The 13,172-nt window shown below is 70.3% G+C and carries 8 protein-coding genes; 4 read left to right on the forward strand and 4 right to left on the reverse strand.

The genetic code is table 11. The annotated features are described in order from the left end of the window. Positions 1-95: 95 nt before the first annotated feature. Together ORG17_RS05985 and ORG17_RS05990 are read right to left on the reverse strand one after the other, a co-directional pair. Positions 96-452, reverse strand: a complete 357-nt coding sequence (locus ORG17_RS05985; RefSeq protein WP_250892190.1) for a nuclear transport factor 2 family protein — start codon at positions 450-452, stop codon at positions 96-98. Between the two features lie 59 nt (positions 453-511). Then, the gene (locus ORG17_RS05990; protein WP_214526447.1) at positions 512-5,983 is read right to left on the reverse strand and encodes a discoidin domain-containing protein; all 5,472 of its coding nucleotides are present in this window, start codon (positions 5,981-5,983) and stop codon (positions 512-514) included. A 150-nt stretch (positions 5,984-6,133) separates the two neighbouring features. Here ORG17_RS05990 and ORG17_RS05995 point away from each other — a divergent pair, with 150 nt between their 5' ends. Continuing rightward, positions 6,134-7,288 carry a low temperature requirement protein A gene (locus ORG17_RS05995; protein ID WP_214526446.1) on the forward strand — a complete coding sequence of 385 codons (1,155 nt, stop codon included), beginning with the start codon at positions 6,134-6,136 and terminating at the stop codon, positions 7,286-7,288. A gap of 194 nt (positions 7,289-7,482) precedes the next feature. Here ORG17_RS05995 and ORG17_RS06000 read toward each other — a convergent pair whose 3' ends face one another. Next, positions 7,483-9,312, reverse strand: coding sequence for a BCCT family transporter (locus ORG17_RS06000; RefSeq protein ID WP_250892189.1), 1,830 nt, complete (start codon positions 9,310-9,312; stop codon positions 7,483-7,485). A gap of 54 nt (positions 9,313-9,366) precedes the next feature. Further along, positions 9,367-9,651: a YrhK family protein gene (locus ORG17_RS06005; protein WP_214526445.1), complete on the reverse strand. Its 285-nt coding sequence runs from the start codon at positions 9,649-9,651 to the stop codon at positions 9,367-9,369. Between the two features lie 353 nt (positions 9,652-10,004). On the opposite strand from ORG17_RS06005, the gene ORG17_RS06010 reads away from it, so the two are divergent. Genes ORG17_RS06010 through ORG17_RS06020 form a run of 3 tightly spaced genes read left to right on the forward strand, consistent with a single transcriptional unit; the run spans position 10,005 to position 13,172 of the window. Then, positions 10,005-11,276, forward strand: coding sequence for an ABC transporter substrate-binding protein (locus ORG17_RS06010; RefSeq protein WP_214526444.1), 1,272 nt, complete (start codon positions 10,005-10,007; stop codon positions 11,274-11,276). Positions 11,277-11,301: 25 nt separating this feature from the next. Further along, entirely contained in the window at positions 11,302-12,258 is a 957-nt protein-coding gene (locus ORG17_RS06015) for a carbohydrate ABC transporter permease (protein ID WP_214526443.1), read from the forward strand. Further along, positions 12,255-13,172, forward strand: coding sequence for a carbohydrate ABC transporter permease (locus ORG17_RS06020; protein ID WP_214526442.1), 918 nt, complete (start codon positions 12,255-12,257; stop codon positions 13,170-13,172). Before ORG17_RS06015 ends, ORG17_RS06020 begins: the two co-directional genes overlap by 4 nt.

The raw sequence follows: 13,172 nt of genomic DNA on the forward strand, positions 1-13,172 counted from the left end.
CGCCGGTGGCTCGACCATGCCGCACGCCGGACTGGAGGCCCGGTGCCAGCTGGCACCGGGCCTCCAGTCCGTCAGCGACCTGCGGGAGGTGGTGGTCAGGCAGTCAGGATCGTGTAGACCTTCGCGATGACATCGCCCTCGATGAAGCAGATGTCCATGCCGGACACGACGGGCGGTGCTCCCTCGGGGCCGAAGTACCAGGCGAGGTACCCCATCCCGTGGTTCTCGTAGACCGGGCCGGCCGGCGAGAACACGAACCCGGGGGCGTCGTCGAGCAGGCGCTGCGCCTTGGCGTGCAGGGCGTCGTGGCCGGTGACGACCTCGTCGGGATCCAGGAACTCGACGTCCGGGGCGTACGTCCGCTCGATCGCGGCGCGGCGACGCTCGGGGTCCCGCTCCCCGAACACCTCGAACAGGTTGGCGTGCATGAGCGATTCGAGCGGTTGCGACATCGTGTCTCCGTCGGTTGTCGGCTGTTCGGTCGAGTGTGCGTGCAGCGGGGGCGTCAGCGCTACCGGATCTCGAGGTCGTACAGCGAGTAGCCGTACGGGGTCGCCCGTTCGACACCGTGCACGCGGACGTACCGCCACGAGCCGTCCAGGGCGTGCCGGTCGGTCCCGCCGTCACCGTCGGTCTCGGTGGCGAGCGTCGTCCACCCGTCGTCGCCCGCGTTCCGCGCCTCGATCCGGTAGGAGCGTCCGAAGGCGTCCTCCCAACGGAGCACCGCGCCGTGCAGGCTGTGCGGCGCGCCGAGGTCGACGGCGAGCCACTGGTCGTCGGTGTGTCCGCTCGCCCAGCGCGATCCCGGGTCGCCGTCCACGGCGTTGTGCGCGGGCACGCCGTCGCCCTCGTCGGCCGACGCCGACACGCTCGCCCGTCGTGCCAGGTCCGGGGTCGGTTCGCCCTGCGTCGAGGTGACGCGGAGCGCCCAGAGCGAGACGCCGAACGCGGTGTGCCGGCGGTCCGCGACGACCCGGACCCAGCGGCCGGTGACGTCGTCGCCCTCCAACCGGTGGATCACCTCGCCGCCGGTCCCGTGGGCTTCTTCCACGACGGTCCGCCAGGGGGCGTCTTCGTCGTCGCGGACCTGGACGCGGTAGGCCTCGGCCCACGCGGCCTCCCAGTCGAGCTGCACCTGGTCGATCGGCACGACCTGCCCGAGGTCGACCGCCAACCACTCACCGTCGCGTGCTGCGCTCGCCCACCGGGTCCGGGCGTCGCCGTCCACCGCATTGCCGCCGGACAGGTCGCCGCGCTCGTCCGACGAGGTGGTGACGGGCTTGCCGTCGGCCACGTCGCGAGAGCGGGCGGGTGCCGTTCCGCCGTCGTCGTCACCGTCGGTCGCCTCGTCGAGGGTCGTGACGGTGGCCGTCCCGGATGCTCCCGGCACGGTGGCCGTGACCGTCGCGGTCACACCGCCCTCGGCCGCTGCGGTGACGACACCGTCCGGTTCGACACTTCCGCCGCCGTCGACGGTCCACTCCGGACGGTCCGCGGCGAGCCGCCCACCGAACCCGTCGTGGTCGAACCCGTAGGCCACCATCCGGACCGTGTCACCGGCGCGGACGGTCGCGGTGCGCGGCGCGACGAGCACGTCCTCGACGTCGACGGTCGAGGCCGCCGGGGTGCCGGACACGTGCACCTCCCAGATGGAGTACCCGTACCCGGTGAGGCGATCGGTCAGGTGCAGGCGCACGAACCGGGCGGTCTCGCCCACGGCCACCGTGTCCGCGTCGGCGGTGGTCTTGTCGACGGTTCGCACGTCGCGCCAGGGGTCGTCGGCGGTGTCCCGGACCTGCAGCACGTACCGTGCGGCGGCCGCGTTCTCCCAGTCCACCCGCACGGTGTCGACGTCGGTCAGCCGCCCGAGGTCGATCGTGTAGTCGACCTCGTCCACACCGTGCGCGCTCTCCCACCGGGTGCTGCGGTCCCCGTCGACGGCCTTCCCGGCGACGTTCCCGCCGTCCGAGGAGCTCGCGTCGACGTCGGCACCCGCTGCGGCGTCGGGGATCGACGTCACCGAGGCGACGACCGCCGAGCCCTCGACACCGCCACCGGTCGCGACGACGTACCCGGAGCCCGCGGCAGTGGTCGTCACGGTGCCGTCGTTCCCGGCGCTTCCGGCACCGGTGTACGACCAGGTGACGTCGGCGGGCAGGGACGCCGGGTCGCCGTACTGGTCGTGGCCGGCGGCACGGAACCGCTGTGGCGTCCCGACGACGAGCCGGTCGAAACCGGGCGTGACGTCGAACCCGGTGAGGACCGGTGCCGGTGCGACCCGGAAGGCGTACGACCCGTGCACGCCGCCGATCGTGGCGGTGACCGTCGCCTGCTCCGCGCGCTCCGATGCGCGGTGGACGCCCTCGGCGCTGATCGTGCCGGTGTCGGTCGACCAGGTGACGTTGTCCAGGGCGACGGTGGCGCCGTACTGGTCGTAGCCGGTGGCGGTGAAGGTCGTGGTCGCACCGGGGACGATCGTCTTCGGGGCTCCCTGGGCGCTGACGACCACCTCGGTGAGCCGCGCGTCCAGGTGCGAGGTGATCTGCGTCTGCGCCGGGACCGCGATCTGGCCGATCACCTCGGTGCCCTCGTAGACGTCGTACGTGTGCTGCACGGTGTCGGGGTTGTCGAGCACGTAGCTGATCGTGCCGTCCGGTGCGCGGAACACCTGGCTGAGCGGGTCCGAGGTGTGCCGGTCGGTGACCTCGGTGCCGACGGTCCGGTTCGACATCGCCTGGTGGTAGACGAGGCCGGCCATCGACTGTCCGGTCACGGCCGGGTCGTCGGCCGCCCACAGTGCGGCGTGCACGTCGGCGTAGGTGTCCGGGTCGTACTGCCCGAGGAACCCGAGCACGACGTTGCCGAGGGCGTCACCCATGCCGCTGAACACCCGCGCGGCGTGCTCGGTGTCCTCGCCCGGGGTGTGGTCGGTGAGGTCGACGCCGTACAGCTGGTCGATGGTCGCGGTGTCGGCGCGGAAGTCGTCCACCAGGAACGGCATCAGCGGGGACGGCGTCGGCCAGTCCTGGGGCTTCCGGTCGGCGGTGGGACCGTCGAGCTCGGAGGGCACCAGCGAGTCGGGCAGGTTCTCCGGGGTCCAGTACCGGTCGGGGAACACCACCCGTCCGTCGTCGTCCACGCTCACCAGCAGGGTGTCGGTGGCCGGGTCGTACAGGGGGTTCGCCGCGGTTCGCCGGGTGACGTACCCGGGGTGGTTCGTCTCGACCGCACGGATCGCGTCCTGCAGCTCACCGATCGCGGCCGGGCGGTCGCGGGTGATCTTCACGTCGCCGTAGCTGCCGACGCCCCACCACTTCTTCGTGAGCATCTGGATGCGTGCCGCGTTGCCGTCCGTGACCCCGGCCTGCCCGATGGACTCCGGGCGGGCGGCCATCATCTCGCGCATCAGGGCCTTCGAGAAGCCCGGGTCCCAGCCGAAGTAGTCGAACCACGGGGCGATCGGCATCCACTGGATGCCGGAGATCCAGGCGGGGTCGCCGGAGAAGTACGTCGCGTGGGCCTGCCCGGAGTCGAACAGGATCCCCGCCTGCCCGTGCTCGTACTCGTCCGGGAACGCGCCGTTGCCGTCGTACGACGCCGAGGCGGGGTTGCCGCGGACGTTCTGCCAGTAGTCGCGGACGGCCGCGCGCTCGGTGACGTACTGCAGCGCACCGGCGGCCTGCATCTCCTCGTCGCCGAGGACCGAGCCGAGCAGGAAGAGCCCCGCCTCGGACTGGATCGCCTCGGACGACGACTCCTGGTTGTTGCCGCCGGGTGACGACACACCGCCGGCGTTCGACCGGCCCTCCCAGACGCCGAACGTGCGCATGTGCGGGAACCGGGCGTCGTCGCGGTCCCAGTTCGCGTACTGCTTCGCGACGAGCGTCGCCATGCCCTGGTACTTCGCGGCCCACTCGTGGTCGACCCGGCCGAGCATGGCCGTCGCGACGGCGAAGTACCCGTAGTGGAAGTGGTTGTCGTTGAACTGGGCCGACCCGTACGAGTCGGCGAACCCGATCAGGGCCTTCCACGTCGGGTACATCGCGAAGAAGTGCTCTGCTTCGCCGTCCGTGTACGTGTACCAGTCGGTCAGGGCGCGTTCGAGGGTGGCCTGCAGCGTCCGGGCGTCCTCGGTGGCACCGATCTGCCGCGCGATCGTCATGTACTCGGCGAGCTGCAGGACGTCCTTGCCGCCCCAGTAGGTGTCTCCGCCGTACGTCGTCTTCGCGGCGTACTCGTGCAGGTACTCGCGCATGACCTCCTCGGAGTACGGGGCGTCGCCGACCGTCTCGGGCGTGGCACCGATCGGCGTGATGCCCGTGAACGCGTAGTCCAGGGTCCAGCCGTCGTGGCCGACGGTGGTCCGCATGGTGCCGCGCGGGGTCTCGTAGGTGGCGCCGGTGAAGCGCAGGTTCGTGGTGGCGTCGGCGTACTGGTGCTGCAGCCAGCCCTGCACGGTGTCGTGGTTGTCGCCCTGCAGCGTGTCGGTGCGGATCGACCACTGCTGGCGGACGTTCGCCGCCGCCGGGTCGTACGAGTACGTCATCGTCGTGTCGCGGGGGACCGCGAACGCGGTGCGGTGCAGGTCGTCGAGGGACAGCCCCTGCTCGGGTACCGCGCTGAGCACCAGGTAGGGCGTGCCGGATGAGGCCTCCAGCGCGTTCCCGACCCGGGTGAAGGTCGTCCCGTCGGGGGCGTGCACGCCGAAGACGTGGGCGTCCTGGCGGATCTCGAACCGGTCCGTCGTCACCGGCAGGTCGAGCGGTTCGCCGTCTCCGTCGGTGATCTCGGCACCGTCCTGCAGGGTGAGGCGCGGGGTCATGCCGTGGAACTCGAACCACTCGTACGGCGAACCCTGCACGCTCGTGACGTCCATGTACTGCCCGCCCGGGCCGTCCTGCGGCATCCGCCAGCTGATGTTCCAGTCGCCCCAGCGGAGCGCGTCGGCCTGCTTCGCCCGGAACGTGGTCGCGAAGCGGTCGGCGAGACCGTCCGGGGCGTCGGTGAGCAGGACCTGGTCGACCAGCACGTGTGCCCACCCGGCCCGCAGGTCGTCGACGATCCGCAGCTGCGCGGACTGTCCTCGGTGGGCGGCGACGTCCCAGCTGTCCCAGCGCAGCTGCTCGCTGTCCGTCCCGGTGCTGCTCGCCACGACGTCGCCGTCGACCAGGAGCTGCACGGCTTCGTGGTCGGGGTGCCGGCCACCGCCGACCAGGAACGCCAGGGTCGAACGGTCGATCGTGAACGCCGGCGAGGTGAGCGTGCCGGTCGCGCCGTCGCCGTCCTCGTCGCTGAACGAGTTCAGGAAGCGTCCGCCGAGCCACCCGGAGACCGCGCTCTGCCCGCTGGCCGTCCCGGTGGCGGTGGCCGTGAAGGCGTCACCGGTCGCGGTCCAGCCGTCGGGCAGGCCGTCCTCGAAGTCGGCGAGGGTGCGGTCGCTCGCGTCGGGGGTCGGCTCCACCGTCCCGCCCACCGTCACGGGGGACTCCAGGCGCATCGCCGTGCCATCGTTGTTCCACCGCGTCGGGATCGTGAGCTTCGTGCCCGCGGCACTGTTCGACGAGACGAACGGGTACGCCCACATGTCGCCGGAGTACTTGCTGACCAGCAGGTCCGTCCACCACTGGTTCGTCGGCACCGGCTCGCCGGCCTTCGACGGGTCGATGTACAGCCGCTGGTCCAGCGTCTTCCGCACGTCGGCGATGTCCGTGATCTCGTCCGGCGGGGCCGGCGCGTAGGAGCCGAAACCCACCTGCACGCCGTCCGCGGCCGGACCGACGCGGGACGAGCCTCCAGGCTGTTCCTGCGGTGCGGCCACCGCAGCGGTCGGATCGGCCGGTGAGCGCGGGGTGTCCGAGGTCGCGGCGTGCGCCGGGGTGACGGCGAACGCCAGCAGCGTGGCGGCGGTCAGTGCGCCGGCGGTGGCGCTGACGGCCGCTCGGCGGAACGACCTGGGACGGACGGCGGGACGCGGTGAGGTCACCGGGACTCCTGTCGGAGGGGTTCGGCCGGACACGACGTCCACGGCCGAGACGGGCTGGTCTGGTGGTGCGGGGCCTGCACACGGACAGATCGGCAGGGCCGGTCCCGCCGTCAGTGGTCCGCGTTCTGGGGATGCCCTACCGTTGGCCCCATGACGACCATCGGACTCCGCCGGATGGTGCCGCGCGACCCCGACCAGCGACACCGGGCGGCGAGCCCCCTGGAGCTCCTGTTCGACCTGGTGTTCGTCGTCGCGGTGGGCTTCGCCGCCACGAACCTGCACGAGATCGAGCTCGAGGGACATGTCACCTCCGCCGTCCTGGCCTACGGGCTGGTGTTCTTCTCGATCTGGTGGGCCTGGATGAACTTCACGTGGTTCGCCACGTCGTTCGACACCGACGACTGGCTCTACCGCGTGATGACCTTCGTGCAGATGGCCGGGGTGCTCGTCCTCGCCGCCGGGGTGCACGCGGCCATGGTCGAGAACGACTTCACGATCGGCATCATCGGCTACGTCGTCATGCGGCTGGCCCTGGTCGGGCAGTGGATCCGCGCCGCTGCGTCCTCCACCCGCCACCGCCGGACCGCCACCCTGCACGCCGTCGGCATCACGGTCGTGCAGCTGCTCTGGGTGGTCTCGCTGGCCCTGCCTGACGACGTCTGGGGGTACGCGGCACCGTTCCTCGTGCTCGCCGAACTGTCCGTGCCGATCTGGGCGCAGACCTCGACGGGGACGGCCCCGTGGCACACCCGGCACCTGGCCGAGCGGTTCTCCCTGTTCACCCTCATCGTCCTGGGCGAGGGGCTGGTGGCCTCGGCCGGCGCGGTGATCGACGCCGTCGCGCACACCGAGCACCTCGGAGCCCTGCTGGCGCTCGCGGGTTGCGGGCTGGTGATCACCGTCGGCATGTGGTGGATCTACTTCTCCCGCGAGCAGCACGCGCACATCCGCTCGCTGCCCACCGCGCTCGTGTTCGGCTACGGCCACTACTTCGTCTTCGCCGCCGCCGGTGCCCTGCCGGCCGGCATCGAGGTCGCGGTCAGCGCCGATGCCGGACACGTCGAGCTGTCGTCCGCCTCGGTCGCCGCGACCGTCGCGGTGCCGGTCGCCGTGTTCGTGCTGTCGATCTGGGCGCTCGCGATCCGGCCGTCGCTGTCGGCACGGGCCAATGCCGTCGTGGTGGCCCTGGTGCTCGTGGTCCTCGCGTCGATCGCGGTGCCGGCGGTGTCGCTGCCGGTCACGGCGCTCGCCGTGGTGGCGGTCGTCGTGACCCTCGAGGTCGCGTCCGCACGGACCGACACCTGACGCACTGACGGACGGGAGGCACGGTGCCAGCTGGCACCGTGCCTCCCGTCCGTCAGGTGGTCGCGTCGACGGCCCGTGCGCGGTTCCGTCTCCGGTGCGAGGGCACGTTCGTCGCACCGAGAACGGAACCTCGCACCACACGGCGCGGGTGGCGCGCGGCGCGTGGCGCGTGGCACCTGCCGCGCCGCGCCGCGTCAGCGTTCGGGCTGCTCCGTCGCGGGCCCGTCGTCCGACGTCGGACGCGCGTCGAGGCTCGGGTCGACCGCCGGGTCGGCCGAGACCGACGACGGCCGCACCGGGAAGTCGTCGAGCGCGCCGGCCTCCACCGTCGGCGACGTGGTTCCGCGGCCACCGCGCACGCGGTTCTTCACCGCGGCCCACGGACGGCCGAGGCCGGACCGTGCCGGACGCTCGTTCGGCGCCTCGACCTCGAGGCCGTAGTAGGCGCCGACGTGCTCGAGCAGGACCTCGCGCTCGGCCTTGTCGTAGGCACGACGCTCGCGGGTGAAGGCGATGATCGTCGACCAACAGGTGAGCAACAGGACGATGCTGAACGGCAACGCGGTCGTGATCGCCGCCGTCTTCAGCGCGTTCAGTCCACCGCTGAGCAGCAGGGCGACGGCGAGCAGCGCAGCGACACCGGCGAAGAAGACCCGCAGCCAGTTCTTCGGCTCGATGTCACCGCCCGACGCGATCATCGCCATCACGAGCGACCCCGAGTCCGACGAGGTCACGAAGAACACGCCGATGAGCAGGATCGCGCCGTAGGTCAGGACCATGCCGGCGGGCAGGTCGCCGAGGACCGCGAACAGCGAACCCTCGATGTCGACCGAGCCGTCCGAGCCGATCAGGCCGCCCGAACCGTCGGTCTGGCGGTGGATCGCCGTGCCACCGAGGACGGCGAACCACAGGAACGTGAGTGCGGTCGGCACGAGCAGCACACCGAACACGAACTGTCGGACGGTGCGGCCCTTGGAGATGCGGGCGATGAAGACACCGACGAACGGCGCCCACGACATCCACCATCCCCAGTAGAAGGTGGTCCAGGCGCCCTGCCAGGCCTCGCCCTCGGCACCCTGCTGGGCGGTGACGTTGAACGACAGGCCGACGATGTTCTGCAGGTAGGAGCCGATCGACTGCACGAAGTCACGGAGCAGGAACTGCGTGGGGCCGACGATGAGCACGAAGAGCAGCAGTGCGGCGGCGAGCAGCAGGTTGAAGTTCGACAGGATCTTCATGCCCTTGGTCACGCCGGTGACGAGCGACACGATCGTGACGGCGGTGATCACCGCGATGATCGCGATCTGGCTGACGATGCTGCTGTCGGCGATGCCGGCGCTCTCGAGTCCGGCGCCGATCTGGATGACCCCGAGGCCGAGCGAGGTCGCGACGCCGAACAGCGTGCCGACCAGGGCGATCACGTCGATCAGGTTGCCCCAGCCGCCGCGCACGCGGTTGCCGAGCAGCGGTTCGAGGGCCCAGCGGATCGACACCGGGCGTCCCCGGCGGTGGATCGCGTACGCCAGGGCCAGGCCGAGGACGACGTAGATCGCCCACGCGTGCAGGCCCCAGTGCAGGAACGTCTGGGTCAGTGCCTGCTGCGCGAGCTCCTTCTCGGTGCCGGTGACGCCGGGGCGCGGGGAGACGAAGTGGCTGAGGGGCTCGGAGACGCCGTAGAAGACGAGGCCGATGCCCATGCCGGCGGCGAAGAGCAGTGCGAACCACGAACCGGTCGAGAACTCGGGCTCGTCCTGGTCCTTGCCGAGCTTGATGTCACCGAAGCGGCTGAAGCCGACGAACAGCGAGAAGCCGACGAAGAACGCGGCGATCAGGACGTAGTACCAGCTGAAGTTCTTGACGATGCCGTCCTGCAGACCGAGGAACAGCGCCTCGGCGGTGGAGGGGGAGATCAGGGTGAAGGCCACGAACCCCAGCACGATGACGGCGGCGGGCCAGAACACCCACCGCCGCAACTGCGGTGTCGTGGTCACGGGTCCGGGCAGGGGAGGAGTGGTGCTTGCCATGCAGTCCATGGTGCCTGCTCGCGATCCTGTGTGTTCGCCCAGGCGTGTCGTGGTTCAGAAATCGCGCGCAGACTCGGTGGGGTTCCCCCGGCCGACCCGTCCGAGGTGGAGTCTCCGCGACAGCCGGATGACGGGACGGATGAGCAGCTGGATGCTCCCGATCAGGAACAGCCACGTGCCGGCCGTCGTGGTGCTCTCGGAGAAGAAGAGGACGCTGCCGACGATGAACCAGAGTGCGACCATCACGTCGTTGATGATGCTGATCGTCTCGTAGACCCCGCGGATGCGGAGCTCCTCGTGCCCCACCCGGAGTGCGATGTCCCGTTCGTCCTGAGCCATCAGACGATCCTGCCAGCTCCGTGCCGTGTCCGTCCCAGCGGCCGTGCTCGTCCCGAGGGCGGGGTGCTCTCCGTGCGAGGTTCCACACTCCGTGCGGCGCTGCGGGCGCCGCACGGAGTGCGCAACCTCGCACCAGGCGGCGGCTCGCGGCCGTGGACGCGTGGTACGGCGGCCGGGAGGCGCGGGGCGGGCTGGCACCGTGCCTCCCGTCCGTGGGGCGCACCGCCCACTGCCACATGCGATTACAACGTTGACGTACGCTTTACAGCGCTGTAAACAGGACCCTGCGCGACGATGCGCAACGAGGGAGAGACCCGATGGTGGGAAGCAGGACCGCAACACTCCAGGCGGCGGTGAGCCGGCGGGGGTTCCTCGCGGGCGCGGCCGGTGGCATCGCACTCGGCACGATGGCGCTCGCCGGGTGCGCGACCCCGGGGCGTGCCGCCGGTGGTGCCACGACGCTCCGCTTCTACGAGCAGAAGCAGGAAGTCATCGCGTACTTCGACAAGCTGCTGCGGCAGTTCGAGGGGGAGCACACCGGCATGTCGGTCGTGCACGACAGCACGGCGGCCATCGCCCCGCAGTTCGTGCGTGGCGAACCGGCGGACGTCGGGTGCTTCAACGACAACCTCGAGCTCGCCCGGTACATCTCGCGCGGCGTACTCAGCGACCTCAGCGACCTGCCGTCGGCAGCGCGGGTCCGACCGGACATCGACACCCTGACGAACCAGTACGCGAAGTTCGAGGACCGCACGAGCGTGCTGCCGTACTCGCTCGCGGCAGCCGGGGTGATCTACAACAAGCGGATCTTCGCCGAGCACGACCTGCCGGTCCCGACGACGTGGGACGAGTTCGTCGAGGTCTGCCGGACGCTGCAGAAGGTCGGCATCACGCCGATCTACGCCACCGACCGGGACACCTGGACGCTCTGGCAGGGCCTGTTCGACTACTCGGTGGGCAGCCTCGTCGACACCGGCTCGTTCTTCCGCAAGATGAAGGCCCTCGGCGCCGACGTCGGCCCAGACTCCGAGGTGTCGTTCGAGAAGGACTTCGCGGTGCCGATGGAGCGCGCGAAGACCATCTCGTCGTTCTTCAACCGCGACCACGCCACCCGGGCCTACGCCGACGGCAACCTGGCGTTCGGCAAGGGCGAGGCCGCGATGTACCTGCAGGGCCCGTGGGCGCTCGGGCAGATCGCGCTGATCGACGAGAAGCTGCCCGTCGGCACCTTCGCCCTGCCGGTGTCGAACGACCCGGCCGACCGCAAGGCCCGGGTCAACATCGACCTCGGGCTCTGGATCCCCACGGCGTCCGAGCACCCGGAGCAGGCGAAGGAGCTCGTCGAGTTCCTCATGCAGCCCGACGTCATCGACGCCTACAACCGCGACAACCTGGCGTACTCGCCCCGCATCGACGCACCGCCGCAGCAGGACGAGCGCCTCGCCGGCCTGCAGCAGTACGTCGACGACGCGGCGTTCTACCAGGGCGCCGGCACCTTCATCCCCACGTCGATCCCGCTCGGCAACTACCTGCAGTCGGCGATCCGGAGCGGGGACTTCACCTCGATGCTGCAGCGGCTCGACTCGGACTGGCGGCGGCTCGCCGGCCGTTCCGCGACGGTCTGAGCCGGACCAGGACACAGGAGTCACCATGACCATGCAGACCCCGCTCTCCCGCGACACCGACCCGGCAACGTCCGGACCGGCGACCGCGGCGTCCCGTACGCACCGCCGTGTGGGTTCCCTCCACCGGACGGAGGGCATGTACTACCTGTTCCTCGTGCCGGCCCTCGTGCTGTTCACGGCGTTCGTCGTCGCCCCCGCCTGCGTCGGCGTCTTCTACAGCTTCACCGACTACCTGGGGTTCGGGCAGTGGGACTTCATCGGCGTCGAGAACTACAGGGCGCTCGTCTCCGACCCGGCGATCCTGGCGTCGTACGGCTTCACGCTCGGCTTCGCGGCCGTCACCGTCGTCGTCACGCAGGTCGTCGCGCTGTCCCTGGCGATCGCCCTGGCCAAGAGGATCCGGTTCGCTGCCGGGTTGCGGTCGGTGTTCGTCATCCCGATGGTGATCTCGGGGATCATCGTCGCCTACGTGTTCAACTTCCTGTTCTCGAACACCGTGCCGGCCCTGGCCACGAGCGTCGGTTTCGGCCCGCTCGAGCAGAGCATCCTCGGCGACCCGAACCTCGCCTGGCTCGCGATCGTGATCGTGTCCGCCTGGCAGACCGTGCCCGGCGCGCTCCTCATCTACACGGCGGGCCTGACGTCGATCCCCGAGGAGCTGTACGAGGCCAGTGCGCTCGACGGTGCGACCGGCTGGAAGCAGCTCCGCTCGATCACGCTCCCGCTGCTCGGCGGCTTCATCGTCATCAACACCGTGCTCGGCGTGAAGGGCTACCTCGGCGCCTACGACGTGATCGTCGGTCTGACCAACGGCGGCCCCGGCAGCGCGACGAGCAGCGTCGCGATGACCATCTTCGGCGGCTTCACCGGCGGCGACTACGCCTACCAGATGGCGAACGCGACCGTGTTCTTCATCATCACCGTCCTCATCTCCGTGCTGCAGCTCGCGGCGACCCGCGGAAGGAACCTGCGACTCGCATGACCACCATCGACACACGACCCCCGACCGACACCCGCGCCGTGACCACCGGCGGCACCGGTCGCTCCGGCCGCGGCCGCGGCCACCGCCGACGACTCGGCGGCACGAACTGGACGCTGACCGTGGTCCTCGGCCTCGCGTCGCTGACCGTGCTCATCCCGCTGTACGTGACGCTCTCGATGGCGTTCAAGACGACCGAGCAGTCCGTCGACGGCAACGCGCTCTCGCTGCCGTTCCCGTTCAACCCGGGCTCCTTCGCCGAGGCCTGGCAGCTGACCCGGTTCCCGGTGTCCTTCTCGGTGTCGCTGGGCGTCGCGGCGCTCACCGTCGTCGCGACGCTGCTGCTCAGCTCGTTCGCCTCGTACGCGATCGTCCGGAACTGGCACAAGCGATTCTTCCGGTACTCGTTCGTCTACCTGCTCGCGGCGATGTTCCTGCCGTTCCCGGTGGTGGCGCTGCCGCAGATCAAGCTGACCGCCGAGATCGGCCTCGACAACCCGATCGGCGTCGGGATCCTGCACGCCATGTTCCAACTGTCGTTCAGCGTGCTGCTCTACTCGGCGTACCTGCGGTCGATCCCGGTCGAACTCGAGGAGAGCGCCCGCATCGACGGGGCGTCCACGTGGCAGATCTTCTGGCGGATCATCCTGCCGCTCCTCGGCCCGATGAACGCGACGGTCGGCATCTTCGCGTTCCTGGCATCGTGGAACGACTTCATGATGCCGTCGCTCATCACGGCGGATCCGGGGTTGCAGACCCTGCCCGTGGTGCAGAACATCTTCCAGAGTCAGTTCGGCACCAACTACAACGTCGCCTTCGCCTCGTACCTGATGGCGATGGCGCCCACGATCATCGTCTACCTGTTCGCGCAGCGCTGGGTCATCAGCGGCGTGACGCAGGGCGCGGTCAAGAGCTGA

Origin of the sequence: Curtobacterium flaccumfaciens pv. betae (genome assembly GCF_026241855.1) — a bacterium.
GTDB classification, from domain to species: domain Bacteria; phylum Actinomycetota; class Actinomycetes; order Actinomycetales; family Microbacteriaceae; genus Curtobacterium; species Curtobacterium flaccumfaciens.

Bases quoted from the DNA above. Each gene is read 5' to 3' on its own strand.
- ORG17_RS05985 (WP_250892190.1), bottom strand. From the start codon at position 452: ATGTCGCAACCGCTCGAATCGCTCATGCACGCCAACCTGTTCGAGGTG.
- ORG17_RS05995 (WP_214526446.1), top strand. From the start codon at position 6,134: ATGACGACCATCGGACTCCGCCGGATGGTGCCGCGCGACCCCGACCAG.
- ORG17_RS06000 (WP_250892189.1), bottom strand. From the start codon at position 9,312: ATGGCAAGCACCACTCCTCCCCTGCCCGGACCCGTGACCACGACACCG.
- ORG17_RS06005 (WP_214526445.1), bottom strand. From the start codon at position 9,651: ATGGCTCAGGACGAACGGGACATCGCACTCCGGGTGGGGCACGAGGAG.
- ORG17_RS06015 (WP_214526443.1), top strand. From the start codon at position 11,302: ATGACCATGCAGACCCCGCTCTCCCGCGACACCGACCCGGCAACGTCC.
- ORG17_RS06020 (WP_214526442.1), top strand. From the start codon at position 12,255: ATGACCACCATCGACACACGACCCCCGACCGACACCCGCGCCGTGACC.